This is a genomic window from Alcanivorax sp. IL3, assembly GCF_047495465.1.
In the GTDB taxonomy this organism is placed as follows: domain Bacteria; phylum Pseudomonadota; class Gammaproteobacteria; order Pseudomonadales; family Alcanivoracaceae; genus Alcanivorax; species Alcanivorax jadensis.
In genome coordinates, this window is the sequence record NZ_CP179931.1 from 3,135,699 (window position 1) to 3,153,844 (window position 18,146).

Annotated in this window: 19 protein-coding genes; 9 read left to right on the forward strand and 10 right to left on the reverse strand. The window is 59.2% G+C overall.

What is annotated here, in order from left to right; genetic code table 11:
- The first annotated feature begins 236 nt into the window (after positions 1-236).
- From ettA to ACMG4M_RS14615, 4 genes are all read left to right on the forward strand, one after another.
- Complete coding sequence (gene ettA, locus ACMG4M_RS14600) at positions 237-1,904, forward strand: energy-dependent translational throttle protein EttA (protein WP_035244986.1); 1,668 nt, start codon at positions 237-239, stop codon at positions 1,902-1,904.
- Positions 1,905-1,972: 68 nt separating this feature from the next.
- A complete protein-coding gene (locus ACMG4M_RS14605; RefSeq protein WP_414430289.1) occupies positions 1,973-2,326 on the forward strand; it encodes a PilZ domain-containing protein in 354 nt (117 codons plus the stop codon).
- A gap of 16 nt (positions 2,327-2,342) precedes the next feature.
- Positions 2,343-2,954, forward strand: a complete 612-nt coding sequence (locus ACMG4M_RS14610) for an RNA polymerase sigma factor (protein ID WP_035244988.1) — start codon at positions 2,343-2,345, stop codon at positions 2,952-2,954.
- Positions 2,948-3,184 carry a zf-HC2 domain-containing protein gene (locus ACMG4M_RS14615; RefSeq protein WP_035244989.1) on the forward strand — a complete coding sequence of 79 codons (237 nt, stop codon included), beginning with the start codon at positions 2,948-2,950 and terminating at the stop codon, positions 3,182-3,184. The genes ACMG4M_RS14610 and ACMG4M_RS14615 overlap by 7 nt, the downstream gene beginning before the upstream one ends.
- 35 nt (positions 3,185-3,219) lie before the next feature.
- Here ACMG4M_RS14615 and ACMG4M_RS14620 read toward each other — a convergent pair whose 3' ends face one another.
- The 7 genes from ACMG4M_RS14620 to ACMG4M_RS14650 all read right to left on the reverse strand — a co-directional run bounded on the left by ACMG4M_RS14620 (position 3,220) and on the right by ACMG4M_RS14650 (position 8,688).
- Positions 3,220-3,636 (reverse strand): hypothetical protein, encoded by a 417-nt coding sequence (locus tag ACMG4M_RS14620; RefSeq protein ID WP_052042458.1) that lies wholly within the window; start codon positions 3,634-3,636, stop codon positions 3,220-3,222.
- Positions 3,637-3,717: 81 nt separating this feature from the next.
- Positions 3,718-4,080 carry a glutaredoxin family protein gene (locus tag ACMG4M_RS14625; RefSeq protein ID WP_052042459.1) on the reverse strand — a complete coding sequence of 121 codons (363 nt, stop codon included), beginning with the start codon at positions 4,078-4,080 and terminating at the stop codon, positions 3,718-3,720.
- Positions 4,081-4,144: 64 nt separating this feature from the next.
- Positions 4,145-5,437 carry an esterase/lipase family protein gene (locus ACMG4M_RS14630; RefSeq protein ID WP_414430290.1) on the reverse strand — a complete coding sequence of 431 codons (1,293 nt, stop codon included), beginning with the start codon at positions 5,435-5,437 and terminating at the stop codon, positions 4,145-4,147.
- 37 nt (positions 5,438-5,474) lie between these two features.
- Positions 5,475-6,239, reverse strand: coding sequence for a phosphate ABC transporter ATP-binding protein (locus ACMG4M_RS14635; protein ID WP_035244991.1), 765 nt, complete (start codon positions 6,237-6,239; stop codon positions 5,475-5,477).
- Positions 6,239-7,069 (reverse strand): phosphate ABC transporter permease PstA, encoded by an 831-nt coding sequence (gene pstA / locus ACMG4M_RS14640; RefSeq protein WP_035244992.1) that lies wholly within the window; start codon positions 7,067-7,069, stop codon positions 6,239-6,241. Before pstA ends, ACMG4M_RS14635 begins: the two co-directional genes overlap by 1 nt.
- Complete coding sequence (pstC, locus tag ACMG4M_RS14645; RefSeq protein WP_414430291.1) at positions 7,056-7,916, reverse strand: phosphate ABC transporter permease subunit PstC; 861 nt, start codon at positions 7,914-7,916, stop codon at positions 7,056-7,058. Before pstC ends, pstA begins: the two co-directional genes overlap by 14 nt.
- Complete coding sequence (locus tag ACMG4M_RS14650; RefSeq protein ID WP_414430292.1) at positions 7,885-8,688, reverse strand: phosphate ABC transporter substrate-binding protein; 804 nt, start codon at positions 8,686-8,688, stop codon at positions 7,885-7,887. Before ACMG4M_RS14650 ends, pstC begins: the two co-directional genes overlap by 32 nt.
- Before the next feature lie 176 nt (positions 8,689-8,864).
- On the opposite strand from ACMG4M_RS14650, the gene ACMG4M_RS14655 reads away from it, so the two are divergent.
- The 5 genes from ACMG4M_RS14655 (at position 8,865) to ACMG4M_RS14675 (ending at position 13,611) form a co-directional block, all read left to right on the forward strand.
- The gene (locus ACMG4M_RS14655; RefSeq protein ID WP_414430293.1) at positions 8,865-9,908 is read left to right on the forward strand and encodes a methyltransferase domain-containing protein; all 1,044 of its coding nucleotides are present in this window, start codon (positions 8,865-8,867) and stop codon (positions 9,906-9,908) included.
- A 94-nt stretch (positions 9,909-10,002) separates the two neighbouring features.
- A complete protein-coding gene (locus ACMG4M_RS14660; RefSeq protein ID WP_156964813.1) occupies positions 10,003-10,140 on the forward strand; it encodes a hypothetical protein in 138 nt (45 codons plus the stop codon).
- Positions 10,141-10,158: 18 nt separating this feature from the next.
- Positions 10,159-12,303 (forward strand): dihydrolipoyl dehydrogenase, encoded by a 2,145-nt coding sequence (lpdA, locus tag ACMG4M_RS14665; RefSeq protein WP_035244996.1) that lies wholly within the window; start codon positions 10,159-10,161, stop codon positions 12,301-12,303.
- A gap of 78 nt (positions 12,304-12,381) precedes the next feature.
- Positions 12,382-13,176 carry a DUF547 domain-containing protein gene (locus tag ACMG4M_RS14670; protein WP_035244997.1) on the forward strand — a complete coding sequence of 265 codons (795 nt, stop codon included), beginning with the start codon at positions 12,382-12,384 and terminating at the stop codon, positions 13,174-13,176.
- Positions 13,177-13,179: 3 nt separating this feature from the next.
- Complete coding sequence (locus ACMG4M_RS14675; protein ID WP_273009844.1) at positions 13,180-13,611, forward strand: hypothetical protein; 432 nt, start codon at positions 13,180-13,182, stop codon at positions 13,609-13,611.
- 167 nt (positions 13,612-13,778) lie between these two features.
- Here ACMG4M_RS14675 and radA read toward each other — a convergent pair whose 3' ends face one another.
- The 3 genes from radA to dnaB form a co-directional block, all read right to left on the reverse strand.
- Entirely contained in the window at positions 13,779-15,146 is a 1,368-nt protein-coding gene (gene radA / locus ACMG4M_RS14680; RefSeq protein ID WP_035245000.1) for a DNA repair protein RadA, read from the reverse strand.
- 231 nt (positions 15,147-15,377) lie between these two features.
- Positions 15,378-16,439, reverse strand: a complete 1,062-nt coding sequence (gene alr / locus ACMG4M_RS14685; RefSeq protein ID WP_035245001.1) for an alanine racemase — start codon at positions 16,437-16,439, stop codon at positions 15,378-15,380.
- An 85-nt stretch (positions 16,440-16,524) separates the two neighbouring features.
- Entirely contained in the window at positions 16,525-17,919 is a 1,395-nt protein-coding gene (gene dnaB / locus ACMG4M_RS14690; RefSeq protein ID WP_035245003.1) for a replicative DNA helicase, read from the reverse strand.
- Between the last annotated feature and the right edge of the window lie 227 nt (positions 17,920-18,146).

Sequence of the window (18,146 nt, forward strand, 5' to 3'; positions counted from 1 at the left end):
ACCCTACGGAGTCATTGGTGGATTCGGGGGCGCATATTCTAACCAAAACCGACCGCAAAGACACATGAAGTCGACTCATGGGAACCTGCCGGTCATCTCATCCGCCGTTCGGCTCCACCCGCCTCCCCGGGAAGACCCGGCGGCCTTTCACTCAGAGGCGCTTTCCGTTAGCTTAGGCGCCATTCCGACGGGGCCCGCCGGGCCCCGTACACTCAATGACACTGCGGTCGGAGTTTATGAGCCAGTACATCTTCACCATGGACAAGGTGGGCAAGGTTGTCCCGCCGAAAAAGCACATTCTCAAAGACATCTCCCTGTCCTTCTTCCCCGGCGCCAAGATCGGCGTGCTGGGCCTGAACGGGTCGGGTAAATCCACCCTCCTGCGCATCATGGCCGGGGTGGACAAGGATTATCTGGGTGAAGCACGGCCGCAGCCGGGCACCAATATCGGCTACCTGCCCCAGGAGCCGGAGCTGGACCCAAGCAAGAATGTCCGCGAAATCGTCGAAGAAGCCCTGTCCGAGATTCTCAGCGCCCAGCAGCGGCTGGACGAAGTCTATGCTGCCTATGCGGAAGAAGATGCGGATTTCGACAAGCTGGCCGCCGAGCAGGCCAAGCTGGAAGCCATCATCGAAACCAGCGATGCCCATAATCTGGAGCGCAAGCTGGAAATCGCCGCCGATGCCCTGCGTCTGCCACCCTGGGACGCCAGCGTCGAGCATCTGTCCGGTGGTGAGCGCCGCCGGGTGGCCCTGTGCCGCCTGATCATGAGCGCCCCTGACATGCTGCTGCTGGATGAGCCCACCAACCATCTGGACGCAGAGTCCGTGGCCTGGCTGGAGCGTTTCCTGCACGAGTTTCCCGGTACCGTGGTGGCGGTGACTCACGACCGTTACTTCCTGGACAACTCCTGCGAATGGATTCTGGAACTGGACCGCGGCGAAGGCATCCCCTGGAAAGGCAACTACTCCTCCTGGCTGGAACAGAAAGAAAAACGCCTGGAGCAGGAAGCCAAATCCGAATCGGCCCACCGCAAGACCGTGGAGAAGGAGCTGGAATGGGTGCGCCAGAACCCGAAGGGCCGGCGCAGCAAGAACAAGGCCCGGGTGAGCGCGTTCGAAGAGCTGGCCAGCCAGGAATTCCAGAAACGCAACGAAACCCAGGAACTCTATATCCCACCGGGTGACCGTCTCGGCGAGCAGGTTTTCGAGTTGCACGGCGTGGGCAAGCAGTTCGACCACAAACTGCTCTACGAAGATCTGAGCTTCCAGATTCCCCGTGGTGCTATCGTCGGCATTATCGGCCCCAACGGTGCCGGTAAAACCACCCTGTTCCGCATGCTGGCGGGCCAGGAAACCCCGGATAGCGGTGAAATCGTTACCGGCGACACCGTACAGATGGCCTATGTGGACCAGAGCCGCGAGGACCTGGACAGCAAGAAAACCGTCTGGGAAGAAGTGTCCGAGGGCAACGACATTCTCAAGATCGGCAACTACGAAGTTCCCAGCCGCGCCTACCTGGGCCGGTTCAACTTCAAGGGTGGCGACCAACAGAAACGGGTCGGCGATCTGTCTGGCGGGGAACGAAACCGTCTGCACCTTGCCAAACTCCTCAAGCAGGGCGCCAACGTGCTACTGCTCGATGAGCCCACCAACGATCTGGATGTGGAAACCCTGCGGGCCCTGGAAGAAGCCCTGCTGGCCTTCCCCGGCTGTGCCATCGTGATTTCGCACGATCGCTGGTTCCTGGATCGGGTGGCGACCCATATTCTCTCCTTTGAGGGGGATGCACGGGTAGAATGGTTTGAAGGCTCCTATACCGAGTACGAGGAGTTCAAGCGCAAGCAACTGGGTGACGACGCTCTGCAGCCCAAGCGCATGAAATACAAACGTATCGAGGTGTAAGACGAGTGAGGGTCACCCCGGCGGCAGGAGCGTCGCCGGGGTGCGGGGATTAACAAGGACATAACAACATGAATGAACGGCGCCGGGCCAACCGCGTTGCCTTTGATGGCGAAGCCACACTGATCTTTCAGCAGGATACCGTTGCGGTAGAACTGGCGGACCTGTCCGTCATGGGCGCCCAGGTGCACAGCAGCCAGCCGTTGGCCCTGCCCGATGCCTCGCCGATCACCCTGACCATTATCCTGGAAGATTCGGACATTCACCTGACCCTGCCCGGCACCGTGAAACGTCAGCAGGGCCTGGAAATCGGCATCATGTTCAGCCGTCCTTCCGTGGACGACATGCAGCACCTGCGCCGTCTGGTCATGCTGCACCAGGGGGATGAGGGTGAAGACAACCCCAGCGACCTGCTCCCACGTTAGCTAACCGGAATCGCCAATGGCCGATATTCAGCTGGAAGATCCCCAATTCATCGAACAGCTCCGCCAGGGAGACCGGGCCGCCTTTGGCAAACTCGTCAAAGGCCATCACAACATGCTGCTGGCCACCGCCCGCACCTTACTCAGCCCGGCAGATGCCGAAGAGGCCGTACAGGATGCCTGGATAGCCGCCCATAGAGCGATCGCAAAATTCGAGGGCCGCAGCCTGTTGCGCACCTGGCTGACGCGCATCGTGATCAACCAGGCGAAAATGATGATCAGAAAACGCGGCCGGGAAGTTCAGTTTGATCCCACCAACGACCCTGACGCACTGGCGCATCGCTTTCACGGTGATGGCCACTGGCAACATCCTCCGCAGCACTGGGAACTATCCAGCCCTGACAACCTGCTGACCCGCGAAGAACTGCGCCACTGTATGGAAAAGCACCTGCACTTCATGCCTGACAGTCAGCGCCTGGTGCTGGAGCTGCGTGATATGCAAGGCCTGCCCGCAGAGGATGTCTGTAACATGCTGGAAATCAGTGCATCGAATGTGCGGGTATTGCTTCACCGAGCAAGGGCCCGTTTATTCGAAATGGTGGATCACTTCCAGGAGACAGGCGAATGCTGAAATGCCAACACCTCGTTGAAAAAGCGGACGCACTGGTAGATGGCAGTCCGATCAGCCTTCGCGAGCGCCTTGCTCTGCGCCTGCATCTGATGATGTGCCACCATTGCCGGCGCTATGTGCGCCAGCTTCGCGCCCTGCTTGGCTTTTTGCCACGGGACAAGCAACCTCTGGAAGAGGCAGCGATTGAGGACATTCTGAAAAAGCTGGATACACCACAAGATCAGCCCTGATCCCCCTGCTGTTTTACTTAGTCAAAGCCTCACCGTTATGTTAGCCCCGGTGTTGCCCGGTCTCCTGCCACCCACTTGGCACTGTCCATCACATCAAAGGCCAGGCTGATGCCATTGACCACCAGCAGCAGCACCGCCAACCCCAACTCCAGGGCTCCCGCTTCGGCACGGAAGCCGCTATCAGCCAGCAGCATCAACAGATAGATTTGTAGCGGCCCCCAGGCAATCAAGTGCGGGATCGACAACACCTTGTTCATGCCTTTGTAAATCCACATCAGCGGCACATTGGTCACTACTACGAACAGCGCCGCCAGACTGGCAGCTAACCCTACCCGGGTATCGAGCAGAAAAAATGGCAAACCATTCACCGGCACAAGAATCCCTACCACCCAGATTTGCACCCACAGCGGCAAGCTACGCAACGAACGCCAGATGTCATTGATACGATTCATAATGGTCCCCGGTACATTGTTATTGAACAAGAGAGACGCCCGGCAACCTGGGTTGTTACACCCTGGCAATAGGAAGATGTATCAGCCAGACAACACCGATGCCGACCAGGCACGCAAGAACCTGACGATATCAGACGATTCATACAGCCACTGGACTTGCTCGCCCTCGCTAATACGCAGACAGGGCACGGTGGTGCGCCCACCTCCCGCCTTCAGGGCATCACGGGCACCTACATCCTGCCGAATATTGCGACACTCGATGGTCAGCTGCATGTGCTCAATCTCACGCAATACCTTTCGACAAAATGGGCAGGAGGGAAAAAAGAACAATGTCAGGTTTTCACCGGCCTGATCCAGTGTTCGCTGCTGTGCGGGAGAGCGCCCTAGCGCCGGCGAATCCGAGCCCTGAAACCAGCGCTTCCACTTTGTCACCAGTCTTTTCATTCCCTTTTCCTCCTTTTAATTACCGCCCCCCCCTTGGCGCAAAAACGACACAGGCTGATTCACATCAATGATCGATGCTGAGCAGAAGATGGAGCAAGTTGTCCTGAAAATTCACATTGCCGGTGAGACCATCATGTTGCTCACAAAGAAAAAAAGCACTGCGTGCAGGAAAGTGAATATGGGGGTGACGCGGCAAGGCCGGGTTCAATACATTACGCGCCAACAACGAGGACTTGGTGACCACACCATCCCCCGGCTCCAACATCCAGCGCTGATAGTCCCGGCCCGGCTTTCGGTCCGCAATGTCCTCAGGCCACAGCCGCAGATGTGACGTCCCGTTAACCTCCTCCACCAGAAAACGGCTGGGAGAGGGATGGCAATCGCCGCCAAGCTGGTAAATGTCTGCCTCACCCGCCGGCACCGGCACCGTCAAAGACCAGGAGAACCGACGGGCTCTTTCCAGGTAACGTTGACTGGCCTGCTGCAGGGACTCAAGGTGCTGCGGCTCTATCCGCTTCGCCAACGCCGGATCCCAGGGTCCGATCTGAAAACGTTTCCAGATATAGGCATCAAACTGGTCACGGGATAAAGGCTGACCGGTTTCCGTCACCAGCCAGGGCGTCAGAGCATGAGGCATCAGTTGATAGACGGAAGGGAACGACAACATCACCTCCGCCGGCACCCGACGCAACCCTACTCTCTGCCCTTCCAGCAACGAGGTCATGGCGGTAATCGAGCCAAGATTCGGGGTACCCAACAGGATCAGCCGATGAATCCGCTCGGCGCCCACGCCGTTGACAGGAAAATCGTTGCTTTCCAGCACATCCACGGTGCCATAACGCAGGTAATAACGTAGCGCCAGGCCACCCATGGAGTGGGCAATCACATCTACTTTCAGGGCGGGATCATCATGGTCTCGACGAATCTGTTCGATCAGAGCATGCAGGTGACGGGCAGTGGCCACGTTGTCCTGTCGCCAGTCGTAATCAAACTCGTAGTAGCGAGCCACAGGTTCATCAATCGGGCTTCCGGGTTCGGTACGCTGGTAACCCGCCGCCTCTTCCAGGGTGCGCACAATGCGACCATAGAAATCCTGACCTGCTACACCATCAAAGAACCCGGCCACCTGCCACTCTGACTCCTGAGGGTCACCCGACAATGGCAAGGCCAGATCCGCATAGTAAGAAAACAACAGCCGCCCGAGCCCACCCGGCCAGACCTCTTTGCCGCTGTCCGTCGCCACCAGCCGGCTGCCCATGACCCCCGGCACCACAATCAGCGGTGGAGGCACCCGGGCTTCCCGTGCCTCACCGTAAAGCCAGTGCAGATCCGGTTGCGGCTCTGAGCAACCAGCCATGATGAGCCCGACCAACAACCCTAGCCGCCACATGTCACTAACCCGCCTCCCCGGCACAATAGGCGGCGGTGATCGGGTGGCTGGGGTGTTCGAACACCTGACGGCAGCCGTTGGATTCCACCACGCAACCACACCCCGCTTCGACCCAACACACCGTCACGCTGTCAGCAATACGCCGGGCTTGCGCCAGATTATGGGTGACCATCAGCAGGGTATAACGGCCTTTCAGAGAGACAATCAGCTCCTCCACCACCTTTGAGGACACCGGGTCCAGTGCGGAACAGGGCTCGTCCAGCAACAGCACCTGCGGCTCCAGCACCAACGCCCGGGCAATACAAAGGCGCTGCTGCTGACCGCCGGACAGCCCCAGGGCCGACTGATTCAACCGCCCTTTCACCTCCTCCCACAGCCCCACTGCCCGCAGGGCCTGTTCAGCAAGGGCATCACGATCGCGACGAGGCACGCCGTGTTCAGAGAGGGGGAAACGCAGATTATCGATGATCGACAACGGGAAGGGATTGGGCTGCTGAAACACCATACCGATCTGGCGGCGCAACGTTGCCGGATCGCGGCGGGCAGAAATAACCTCATCTCCCAGCAATACACGACCACTGACCCGACATCCGGGAATGCTGTCGGTCATGCGGTTGATACTGCCCAGCAGGCTGCTTTTGCCACAGCCACTGGGGCCGACCAGTGCCATCAACTCACCACCACCCACGGTCAGGCTGGCATGTTCAATCGCTGCCTGGTTGCCGTAATGCACACACACGCCTTGTAGTTCCAACGAAGGGGGCATCATCAGTACAACACTCCTTGAGCCGGACGCAGCCAGCGCCGCACCAGCAGATTCAGTATCACCAATATGGCCACCAGCACCAAGCCGGTGGCCGCGGCCCGGGGCATACCACCGGGCACGTTCATGGCCAGATCGTAGATATGCACGCTCAGGGCACGACCGGAATCCATAACCGAATCCGGCCGCCGCAACACATAGCCGGCGGTGAACAACAGCACGGCGGTTTCAGCCAGTGCCCGACCGATGCTGAGAATAATCCCCACCGCAATCCCCGGCGCGGCCTGCGGTACAAGGATGCGTCTTACCCAGCCCCAACGACTGATCGAGAGCGCCTCACCGGCCTGCCGATAGGACAGCGGCACCGCCCGCAGGGCCTGCTCTGCACTACGAATCATCAGCGGCAACACCATCAGCGCCAATGCCAGACCGCCACTGAGAATGGAAAACCCCAGCCCCAGACTGATGGCAAAAAACTGGTAGCCGAACAGGCCGTAAACAATGGAGGGCACTGCCGCCAGCATATCCAGCACGCCACCCAGCCATTGGGCGCGGCGGGTGCCCGCTGGCACCTGTTCACTCAGATACAGTGCGCAGCCAAGCCCCAGCGGCACGGCCACCAGCAGACACACCGCCAGAATCCAGCCAGTGCTGATCATCAACGACGCGATACCACCGGCACGGCCAGCCTGACTCGGATCCTCAAACAGAAAATCGACGGATAACACACTGCTGCCTTGCGCCATCAGCGACCACAGCATCAGGCCCATGGGCACAAGCACCGCCAGCAGCAGTAATGCACCGGTCACTGCCGCCAGACGATCAGGCCAGCGCATGCTTTTCTCCCCGCAACCGCCAGCTCAGCAACAACAGCAGCGCGGTAACCAGTAACAGCAACAGCCCGCTGGCAAACAGTGCCACTCGATGGTCGCCAGTAGCATAGGCCATTTCCAGGGCGATATTGGCGGTCAACGTCCGTACCGGGTCGAACAGGGAGGTTGGCCACTGCACCACATTGCCCGCCACCATCAATACCGCCATGGTTTCCCCGAGGGCACGACCGAATTGCAGCACTAGCCCACTGACAATGGCCGGCCCCGCCTGGGGCAGCAGGACCCGGCGGAGCATACCCACCCGGGACAGGGATAACGCCTGGCCGGCCTGCAGGTAGCGAACGGGCAACTGGCCCAGGGCCGTATCGGTGACCAGCAATGCCAGCGGCAGAATCATCAGGGCCAATACCAGCGATGCCGCCAGCCACGAGGCCCCCGGCGGTGCCCACTGGTTGATCCAGGGCACCAGTACCAGCATCCCCCACAGGCCATACACCACTGAGGGGATGCCGGCCATCAACTCCACCAGCGCCAGCATAGGCCGGCGCAGTGCAGGGGCGAAATAACGCAACCAGGCAGCCAGCAATACCGCCAGCGGCCCGGCCAGCAGCAGCGCCAGCACGCTCACCACAATAGAACCGGCCACCATGGCCGCCATGCCATAACGGGCCTGGCCGGGTTGCCAGTCGTTGCGCCACAGGTCACTGCCATGATCAAACAGAAACGGCGCGGACTGCATCAGCAGTACCAGCACGATACCGCCCAGCACCAGCACGGCTGCAGCGCCGGCCAGCCTTAGCCCCCAGCTCAGCAGCCGGTCAGCGCGTGGCGGGGAGGAAGTAGTAAGCATGGTATATCTCGGCCTGGGCCGGATCAGAGAGGAAATCCAGCAGCGCCTTTGCCTGTGTGTTCAGCTCGCCCCGGCTGACCAGGTTCAATTCACGGCTTAACGGGTAATCGCCCTGCTCCAGCGCCGCCAGGCTGGCCGGCACGCCCTGCAGCGGCAACAAGCGCAGCGGCACGTCATGGTCTGCCTCATAAACCGCCGTGCCAATGGAGACATAGCCAATGGCATACGGGTCGCCGGCCACCGCCTTGATCCCCTGCTGGTTTTCACCAATCACCAGGTCCGGCTGAACCTGGTCGTTATCCAGGCCAAAATGTTCAAGAAAAAGCTCCTGCGTCGATCGGCCGTCGGCCTTGTGAACCACGGTGATGGGCCGATCTGCGCCACCCAGCAGCGACCAACTGTCGAGCTTTCCGGTATAAATAGCGATAATCTGATCCTGGGTAAGCGGGGCCACCGGATTCTCTGCGTGCACAATCAGCGCGATGCCATCGCGGGCGATCACATGGCCGGTCAGGTCCTGCTCGTCCTGTTTCAACGCACGGCTGACCATGCCCAGATCCGCCAGCCCCTGGCGTACATCGCTGATGCCGCGACCGGAACCGCCGCTCTGCACATCCACCTGCACCCCGGTTTGTGCCTCATAACGTTCAGCCAGCTCCGCCATCAGCGGAGCGATGGTGCTGGAACCGGTAATCACCAACTTGTCAGTTGCCGGCTGACAGCCCGCCATTGCCAGCACGAGCAATAGTGCGCTCCATCTTTTTCGTTGCATCTTTTGTCCTTGTTTTCACTTTTTACTGCCGTCTTGGATGCCATCTTGACGCAATAATTACAGTCATCGTCTCTCGCCGGTGTAACCTGAACACAAAGATGGCATCTTTACTTCATCGCACTACACCGTAAGCAGTGAAACCACGTTACACCGAAGCCACCACCAGAGGATCAACAATGCGTGAAGAGGTACAGAACTACTACGGCCAACAGCTGCATTCCAGTGACGACCTGCAGACCAATGCCTGCTGTGATCAGGAGCCGCCGGCCTATCTGAAACCCCTCCTTGCGCAGCTCCATGATGAAGTGGTCATGCGCTACTACGGCTGCGGCCTGGTAGCTCCACAGCAATTGAAGGGTATGCGTATTCTCGACCTGGGCTCCGGCTCCGGGCGCGACGTCTATCTCCTTTCTGCCTTGGTGGGCGAGCGCGGTGAAGTGGTGGGCGTGGACATGACCGACGAGCAGCTGGAGGTAGCCAGACGTCATCAGGACTACCACCGGGACGTTTTCGGCTATGCGAAAAGCAATGTGCGCTTTCTCAAAGGGTATATCGAAGAGCTGGATCAGCTGGATCTGCAAGAGGGCTACTTCGACATTGTTATTTCCAACTGCGTGATCAATCTCAGCACCGACAAGCCCAAGGTCATACGTGACGTGAAGCGGCTGCTCAAACCCGGTGGCGAGTTCTTTTTCTCCGATGTGTATGCAGACCGCCGCGTGCCGCAACCGCTGCTCAATGACCCGGTGCTGTACGGTGAATGCCTGGCCGGCGCCCTGTACTGGAATGATTTTATCAATCTGGCTAAACAGAACGGCTTTGCCGACCCCCGCCTGGTGGAATCCCGCCGGCTGACCATCGAAAACCCGGACATCGAAGCGCGCCTCGGCCAACAACGTTTTTATTCCGCCACCTACCGTTTGTTCAATATCGAAGGGCTGGAACCGGCCTGCGAAGACTACGGTCAGGCGGTGATCTATCAAGGCACCGTAGAGCAGCATCCCCATGCGTTCATGCTGGACGATCACCATGTCATCGAAACCGGCAAGGTGTTTCCGGTGTGCGGCAATACCTGGCTGATGCTGGAGAAAAGCCGCTTCGCCGAGCATTTCACTTTTATCGGGAACTTCGATACCCATTACGGCATCTTTGAAGGGTGCGGATTGAACGTCCCCTTTGAAGAGAACGATGCCAGCAACGGCGCCGCTCCCTGCTGCTGAGACGCCGACGTAACGCCTGCTGTTATCGACTCGCGGTGTAACACCGGTTCTCGACACGCATCCTATTGCTGCATCCGGTCACCAGGAGAAGATAATGCAACGGGCCATGATCGTGCTGGCATTACTGGCATTTAGCAGCCTTACCCTGGCGGGCACGGCTTATTCTCCTGGCGAGCAGGAGCAGTGCTCGCTTTGGACCCTGATCGACCAACCCTGGATTTTCCAGGGTTAATCCGGCAAGGACTTTTCCATGAATGTTCGCAAACTCATCCTGCTGGCGGTCTTTGCCACCCTGATCGCCAGCTACTTCTTCTTCGATCTTGGCCAGTACCTGAGCCTGGATTACATCAAGAATCAACAAGCCTCTTTTGATGCCCTGTATCAGGAAAATCCGGCACTGATTCTGGGCGGCTTCTTTCTCATGTATGTGGTGGTTACCGCCCTGAGCCTGCCCGGCGCTGCCATCATGACACTGGCCGCCGGCGCTCTTTTCGGTTTCTGGGTGGCCTTGCTGCTGGTGTCTTTTGCCTCATCCATGGGGGCCACCCTGGCCTTTCTCGCTTCCCGGTTTCTGTTCCACGATACGGTGCAGCAACGCTTCGGCGACCGCCTGAAAAAGCTCAACGAAGGTGTCAGGAAAGACGGGGCGTTCTATCTCTTTACCCTGCGTCTGGTGCCGGCTTTTCCGTTTTTTGTCATCAATCTGGTCATGGGTCTGACCCCCATCAAGGTCCGCACTTTTTACTTTGTCAGCCAGGTGGGCATGCTGGCGGGCACCGCCGTCTATGTACTGGCGGGCACGCAACTGGGGCAGATAGAGAGCGCCAGCGGGTTGCTGTCACCGGAACTGATCGGCGCCTTTGTATTGCTGGGCATCTTCCCCTGGATTGCCAAATTCATCATGGCCAGACTCCAGGCCCGCAAGGTATATCGCGGCTGGCAGAAACCCGATCACTTTGACCGCAACCTGATCGTCATTGGCGCTGGTTCCGCCGGACTGGTCAGCGCCTATATCGCTGCCACTGTCAAAGCCAAGGTTACCCTGATTGAAAAGCACAAGATGGGCGGTGATTGCCTGAACACCGGTTGCGTGCCGTCCAAGGCATTAATCAAAAGCGCACGTCTGGCCTGGCACGACAAGGAAGCAGACAAGTACGGCTTCGATGCCATCCGTAGCGATTTCCGTTTCAGCAACCTGATGGCCCGGGTGCACCGGGTGATCGAAAAAATCGAACCCCATGACTCCGTGGAACGCTACTCGGAACTGGGGGTGGATTGCCGCCAGGGAGAAGCGCGCATGGTCTCACCCTGGGAAGTGGAAATTCGCAACGGTGACAACATCGAGACACTCACCGCCCGCAGCATCATCATCGCCACCGGCGCGCGCCCCTTTGTGCCACCCATTCCCGGCATCGAGGACATGGATATCCTTACTTCCGATAATTTGTGGGAGCTGCAGGATCAACCCAAACGGCTGGTGGTACTCGGCGGCGGCCCGATTGGCTGCGAGCTGGCCCAGACCTTCGCTCGCCTGGGCAGCCAAGTGATGCAGGTGGAAATGCTGCCACGGATCATGCCCCGCGAAGATGACGACGCCGCCGCCCTGGTCACCGCCTCACTCCGCGACAATGGCGTGGACGTGCTCACCGAACACAAGGCCGTGCGTTTTGCCCGGGAAGGCGACGACAAGGTGCTCTATGTCGAACACAACGGCGAAGAAAAACGCCTGGTGTTCGATGCGGTACTGGTGGCAGTGGGTCGCCGCGCCAATACCGATGGCCTGGGTCTGGATGAGCTCAACCTGCCCACCAACGGCAATGGCACCGTCACCGTCAATGAGCGACTGCAAAGCCGCTACCCGAACATCTACGCCTGTGGCGACGTAGCCGGGCCCTACCAGTTCACCCACACCGCCGCCCATCAGGCCTGGTATGCGTCAGTGAACGCGCTGTTCGGTTCCTTGAAAAGCTTCGCCGTGGATTACCGTGTGATCCCCTGGTGTACATTCACTGACCCGGAAGTGGCTCGCGTTGGTCTAAACGAACAGGAGGCCGAAGAGCAGGGAGTGGATTACGAAGTGACCCGCTATGGTATCGACGACCTAGATCGGGCCATTGCCGACAGCAATGATCACGGCTTCGTGAAAGTGATTACCGCCAAGAGCAGCGACAAGATTCTCGGCGTTACCATCGTCGGCGCCGGTGCCGGCGACCTGATCGCCGAATATGTGTTGGCCATGAAACACGGCCTGGGTCTGAACAAAATTCTCGGCACCATCCACATTTACCCGACCATGGCGGAAGCCAACAAGTTTGCCGCCGGTGAATGGAAGAAGGCCCACAAGCCGGAAGGCGTGCTGCGGTGGGTGGAGCGCTTCCATAACTGGCGACGATAGACTGCCATTTTCATCCGGCGCTCTCGTCTTGCAGACCGGGCGCCAACAGATTTTCACATCGATTTCTCTGGAGGCCCCATGGCTGCTCGGCTACTGCTACCACTACTGTTATTACTTGCCAGCCCGCTGATGGCCTTTGATCACCAGCGCTGGGATGCATTGCTGGACAACCATGTGCAATGGCAACGGGGCGGAGTCACCACCAGTGTTGATTACCCTGGCTTGCGCAAGGATCGGGCAGCACTCGACGAATATCTGGGCGCTCTCTCGCAGGTATCAAAAGATGACTTCGAAAGCTGGCCTCGGGATAAGAAGCTTGCCTTTCTGATCAATGCCTACAATGCCTTCACCATCGACCTGGTCCTGCGCCAGGACACCCTGCCCGACTCCATCCGTGATATCGGCTCCTTCTTCTCCGGCCCCTGGGATCAGCGCTTTTTTACCCTGCTGGGTGAAGCACGCACCCTGGACGAAGTTGAGCACGACATGATTCGCGGCAACCCCGCACTGATGGATCCGCGCATTCATTTTGCTGTGAACTGCGCCTCCGTGGGCTGCCCCGCCCTGCGCCCGGAAGCCTATCGGGCCAAGGAGCTGGAACAGCAACTGGCCGACAGCACCCGCCGCTTTCTGGCCGACCGGCAGCGCAATCGCTTCAATGAAAAACCGCCCCATCTGGCAGTCTCAAAGATCTTCGACTGGTATGAAGACGATTTCATCGATGCCGCCGGCAGCCTGTCTCATTACCTTCTGCAGTATGCGGATACGCTGGAGATACCTGCCAACCACCGAAAATCACTGGACGCAGAACGGCTGAAGATTCAATTTCTGGATTATGACTGGTCACTGAATAGTGAAACCAACGGGAGCTGAGTCATGGAAGGCAACTCCACCTCACATCGCCTGCTGGGCATCTGGCATTCCTTTCGCAACCTGCCCCTGTGGCTGCAAGGCTGGGTACTACTGATCCTGATGCCCCTGAACGGCGCCAGCCTGTTACTGCTGAGCAGCTTCAGCGGCCAGGCCACCGCCCTGGCCCTGTTGCTGGTTCTGGCAGTCAACCTGTCACTGATGTGGCACCACGGCGGCATGAACAAGGACATGTCCCTGGTTCACCTGCTCGCCTGGATCCCCCTGGAGCTGGGCCTGCTCGGCCAACTCGCCGGCCTCTGGGGCGACGACTTCATGACCGCCAGCCAATGGGCCTTCACCGTGGCCATCGTGATGACCAACGCCGTCAGTCTGTTCTTCGACATCGTCGATGCCTGGTGCTGGGCGCAGGGAGATCGGGTGACGCTCCACCCGTGAAATGCAATTGATAGTTGAGAATGGATAATTGATAACTCGCGATGCGGCATTACCCTTTCTGAAATTTATGAGGCCGCGCCCATGCTTTGGGCGCGGCCTCATAGGTTTTAGGTCGTGAGGGCATTTCTCGCGACGTTATCAATTATCCATTCTCAACTATCAATTAACTAAAGGTATTCCAGCGCCTCCCCCACCGTACTCACCCCGATCACCTCCACCCCTTCCGGCAGTTGTCGTGGAAGGTTTGCCTTGGGAACAATGGCTTTCTTGAAGCCGTGTTTGACCGCTTCGTAGAGACGCTCCTGGCCCTGGGGCACCGGGCGGATTTCGCCGGACAGGCCCACTTCGCCGAACACCACCAGTTCCCGGCCCAGAGCCCGGTCGCGAAAGCTGGAGACGATGGCCAGTACCTGGGCCAGGTCGGCGGCGGTTTCGGTGACCTTGACGCCACCCACCACATTCATGAACACATCCTGATCGCCTACCTGGATGCCACCATGGCGATGCAGCACCGCCAGCAGCATGGCCAGACGATTTGCCTCCAGGCCCACACAGACCCGGCGGGGGTTGCCGAAGTGGGAGGCATCCACCAGCGCCTGCAGCTCTACCAGCAAGGGACGAGTACCCTCCCAGACCACCGTCACCAGGGAACCGGACGCAATGTCGTCGGCCCGGTTGAGGAAGATGGCTGAGGGGTTCTTCACTTCTTTCAGGCCTTCGCCGGTCATGGCAAACACACCTAGCTCGTTGACTGCACCGAAACGGTTTTTCAGCCCACGTAAGGTGCGAAAACGTGAATCCGTGGAGCCTTCCAGCATTAGTGAGCAGTCGATCATATGCTCCAGCACCTTGGGGCCAGCCAGGGTGCCATCCTTGGTGACATGGCCCACCAGCAACAGCACGGTGCCGGTCTGCTTGGCAAACCGGGTCAACGCCGCCGCACACTCACGCACCTGGGCCACACTGCCCGGGGCGGACTGCAGGGCAGCAAGGAACATGACCTGAATGGAATCGACCACCAGCACCCGGGGCTGCTCCTTGCGAACCAGATCCAGTATTTGCTCCACATCGGTTTCCGCCGCCAGCCGCAGCTGCTCCTTGGGCAGCTTGAGCCGGTCAGCGCGCATGGCCACCTGGGAGAGGGATTCTTCACCGGTGATATAAAGGCACTTCTGGGTGGCCGCCAGCTTGCACAGCATTTGCAGCAACAAGGTGGATTTGCCGGCACCGGGGTGCCCGCCAATCAGGATCGCCGAGCCCGGCACCAGGCCTCCGCCCAGCACCCGGTCCAGCTCGCCCATGCTGGAACTGATGCGCGGGGTTTCCGCCAGCACGATCTCGCCAAGGTTCTGCACCTCGGACAATTGCCCGGAAAAGCCGCCACGGCTACCTGCGCCCTTGGACATGGGCGTGGCCGGATCATGAACGAATTCCTGCAGGGTGTTCCAGGCGCCACAGGCGGGGCATTGCCCCTGCCACTTGGGGAAATCAGCGCCACAATCGGTGCAGACAAAGGCAGTTTTTTTCTTGGCCACAAAAAAATCCTTCTTATGTATTACTCTCTACGATAGCCGCTGTAGGAGCGCCGCTTGAGGCGCGAATCCAGGCCTGAAGGGAAGATTTTTTTACCACAGAGGACACAAAGACAACTGAGGATAAGCCGGTTTTCTCTGAGAGCTCTGTGTTCTCTGTGGTGAAATCGCACTTGGTTTTCGCGCCTCAATCGGCGCTCCTACAGCGGCTTCGCATGATACCGACTGTGCGAATCAAACGATGACGCGTTCCGGCCGACCGGTGATCTGGCAGAACAGTTCATAGCTGATGGTGCCGCAGGCGCGGGCGACCTTGTCCACGTCCACGTGGTCGCCCCACAGCTCTACCTCATCACCGATATCGGCCTCAATGCCATGCAGGTCAATGGTCAGCATATCCATGGAGACACGCCCCACCAACATCGTGAGCTGGCCATTAACGGCGGCGGGAGTGCCGCTGGGGGCATGACGCGGGTAACCATCACCATATCCGGCGGCCACCACGCCGATGCGACCGGGACGGGTGGCGGTCCAGGTGGCGCCGTAACCCACTGTGTCACCCGGCTGGATCTCATTAATGGCGATCAGGCGGGCACTGAAACGGTGGCTTACCGCCAGATCCAGCTGCGCGGCACTCTGCCAGTCGAAGGGTGACGACCCATACAGCATAATGCCCGGCCGTACCCGTTGGGCACGGGTATGGGGGTAGCGGATCAGGGCCGCCGAATTGGCCGCCGAGAGAGGCAAACCCAGGCGATCTGCCACTTCACCGGCCAGCGCCATCTGGGGATCAGTACGACCCTCATCGGCTTCGTCGGCGCAGGCAAAATGGCTCATCACCCCCACCGGGTTCATGCTCGCAGCGGCCAACTGCTCGGCGGCTTCCAGGGCAATGTCAGGACGCAGCCCCAGCCGGTTCATGCCGGTATTCAGCTTCAGCCAGAGGCGCAGCGGGCCGGGGTTGTCTTGCAACAGGGCGACCTGCCAGGGGGAATGCACGACCATCTCCAGAGACAAGGCCCTGGCCTGCTCCAGCTCTTCGCGATCAAAAAAACCTTCCGCCACCAGAATCGGTGCACTGATGCCATGCTCACGCAGGGCCCGGGCTTCTTCCAGCACCGCCACCCCGAAGCCATCCACCTCTCCAGCCAGGGCATCCGCAGCCAGTGTCAGACCATGGCCGTAGCCGTCGGCCTTGATCATGGCAAACACCTCGGCACCGTCTGCCAGAATCCTGGCTCGCCGCGCATTGTTCCTGAGCGCCCCGGGACGGATTTCGATACGGGTTCCTCTCATTGAGAGACACTCCCACGCCACCATGCCTCACGCCGGCACACCAGAGCACTCCCTTGCAATTTACCTCTTGAAACTTGCAACTCAATCACTCGTCCATGGCCGACAACTGGGCATAGTATTCCGGTGCCAGGTCATCGAAGCGCAGGAATTCACCCCGAAACGCCAGGCGCACGGTGCCGATGGGACCGTTCCGGTGCTTGCCGAGGATGATTTCCGCCACGCCTTTTTCGTTGGTTTCCTTGTTATAGACCTCATCGCGGTAGAGGAACACGATCAGATCCGCATCCTGTTCAATCGCCCCGGATTCGCGCAGGTCGGACATCACCGGGCGTTTGTTGGGGCGTTGTTCCAGGGAGCGGTTGAGCTGGGAAAGCGCCAGTACCGGGCAGTTCATTTCCTTCGCCAGCCCCTTCAGATTACGGGAAATCTCGGAGATTTCGTTGACCCGGTTTTCCACGCCGGGCACCTGCATGAGCTGCAGATAATCGACCATGATCAGGCCCAGCTCACCGCCGCATTCCCGGGCAACCCGGCGCGCCCGGGCACGCATTTCCAGCGGGCTCAGGGCCGCGGTGTCGTCGATGAAAATCTTCTGCTCACTGAGCATATGAATGGCGGAGGTAATGCGCGGCCAATCATCCTTGTCCAGGTTACCGGAGCGAATCGAACTCTGATTGATTCTGCCCAGGGACGAGAGCATCCGCATGACGATGGCATCGGCGGGCATTTCCATGGAGAACACCAGCACCGGCTTGCCGTTCTTGATGGCCACGTTCTCGCACAGGTTCATGGCAAAGGTGGTTTTACCCATGGAAGGACGCGCAGCAATCACCACCATGTCGGAGGGCTGCAGGCCTGAGGTGATCTTGTCCAGCTCCTCGAAACCGGTGGTCAGACCGGTCAGCGAGCCCTTGTGCTTGTAGAGCTCATCAATGCGGTCCACCGCCTTTTTCAGCACGGTTTTGATGTCCAGCGGGCCCGCCCCTTTCTTCTGCTGTTCGGCAATGCGGAAAATCGCCGATTCCGCTTCATCAAGAATCTCCAGGGATTTGCGGCCCTGGGGGGTGAAGGCGTTCTTGGTGACATCCTGGGACACATGGATCAACTGCCGCAGGATGCTGCGCTCGCGCACGATATCCGCGTAGGCGTTGATATTGGCAGCACTGGGCGTATTGCGAGCCAGTTCGGACAGATAGTTCATGCCGCCCACATCGTCCAACTGGTCCAGATGAGTCAGCGCCTGAGACACGGTGACCAGGTCACAGGGCTTTTCCTCTTCCACCAGTTGCCCGATGACGGAAAAGATCTGGCGATGCTCCTTGCGATAGAAATCTTCCGTGCTGATCCGCTCGGCGACGTCATCCCAGGCGCTGTTATTCAGCAACAAGCCACCCAGAATGGCCTGTTCCGCCTCCAGGGAATTGGGGGGGACCCGGAGGTTTTCCGGCAGGTGTTTATCCAGCGACAGGGCATCATTCATGGGGCAACCAACATAAGAGGAGAAAGTTGAAAGTTAAAAGTTGCAACGCGACAGGGGGGAAAGCGCCATTCTAAACGTCTCTCCGCGCCAACGCCCTGAACGCGGCCAGCAACCCTGAAATTGTGACCGGATTGGCTCGCGTTTCCACTTTGAACTTTCAACTTGTCACTAAACGAAAAAGGGCACTGCCCTTGCGGACAATGCCCTAATTCTGTCACCGCGCCCCG

What these genes read in the sequence shown, in the direction of transcription:
- ACMG4M_RS14650 (WP_414430292.1), bottom strand. Translation starts at nt 8,688, where the DNA reads ATGCAACGAAAAAGATGGAGCGCACTATTGCTCGTGCTGGCAATGGCG.
- alr (WP_035245001.1), bottom strand. Translation starts at nt 16,439, where the DNA reads ATGAGAGGAACCCGTATCGAAATCCGTCCCGGGGCGCTCAGGAACAAT.
- ACMG4M_RS14655 (WP_414430293.1), top strand. Translation starts at nt 8,865, where the DNA reads ATGCGTGAAGAGGTACAGAACTACTACGGCCAACAGCTGCATTCCAGT.
- ACMG4M_RS14605 (WP_414430289.1), top strand. Translation starts at nt 1,973, where the DNA reads ATGAATGAACGGCGCCGGGCCAACCGCGTTGCCTTTGATGGCGAAGCC.
- dnaB (WP_035245003.1), bottom strand. Translation starts at nt 17,919, where the DNA reads ATGAATGATGCCCTGTCGCTGGATAAACACCTGCCGGAAAACCTCCGG.
- ACMG4M_RS14630 (WP_414430290.1), bottom strand. Translation starts at nt 5,437, where the DNA reads ATGGCTGGTTGCTCAGAGCCGCAACCGGATCTGCACTGGCTTTACGGT.
- ettA (WP_035244986.1), top strand. Translation starts at nt 237, where the DNA reads ATGAGCCAGTACATCTTCACCATGGACAAGGTGGGCAAGGTTGTCCCG.
- ACMG4M_RS14625 (WP_052042459.1), bottom strand. Translation starts at nt 4,080, where the DNA reads ATGAAAAGACTGGTGACAAAGTGGAAGCGCTGGTTTCAGGGCTCGGAT.
- ACMG4M_RS14615 (WP_035244989.1), top strand. Translation starts at nt 2,948, where the DNA reads ATGCTGAAATGCCAACACCTCGTTGAAAAAGCGGACGCACTGGTAGAT.
- pstA (WP_035244992.1), bottom strand. Translation starts at nt 7,069, where the DNA reads ATGCGCTGGCCTGATCGTCTGGCGGCAGTGACCGGTGCATTACTGCTG.
- ACMG4M_RS14635 (WP_035244991.1), bottom strand. Translation starts at nt 6,239, where the DNA reads ATGATGCCCCCTTCGTTGGAACTACAAGGCGTGTGTGTGCATTACGGC.
- ACMG4M_RS14620 (WP_052042458.1), bottom strand. Translation starts at nt 3,636, where the DNA reads ATGAATCGTATCAATGACATCTGGCGTTCGTTGCGTAGCTTGCCGCTG.
- ACMG4M_RS14670 (WP_035244997.1), top strand. Translation starts at nt 12,382, where the DNA reads ATGGCTGCTCGGCTACTGCTACCACTACTGTTATTACTTGCCAGCCCG.
- ACMG4M_RS14610 (WP_035244988.1), top strand. Translation starts at nt 2,343, where the DNA reads ATGGCCGATATTCAGCTGGAAGATCCCCAATTCATCGAACAGCTCCGC.
- lpdA (WP_035244996.1), top strand. Translation starts at nt 10,159, where the DNA reads ATGAATGTTCGCAAACTCATCCTGCTGGCGGTCTTTGCCACCCTGATC.
- ACMG4M_RS14675 (WP_273009844.1), top strand. Translation starts at nt 13,180, where the DNA reads ATGGAAGGCAACTCCACCTCACATCGCCTGCTGGGCATCTGGCATTCC.
- pstC (WP_414430291.1), bottom strand. Translation starts at nt 7,916, where the DNA reads ATGCTTACTACTTCCTCCCCGCCACGCGCTGACCGGCTGCTGAGCTGG.
- ACMG4M_RS14660 (WP_156964813.1), top strand. Translation starts at nt 10,003, where the DNA reads ATGCAACGGGCCATGATCGTGCTGGCATTACTGGCATTTAGCAGCCTT.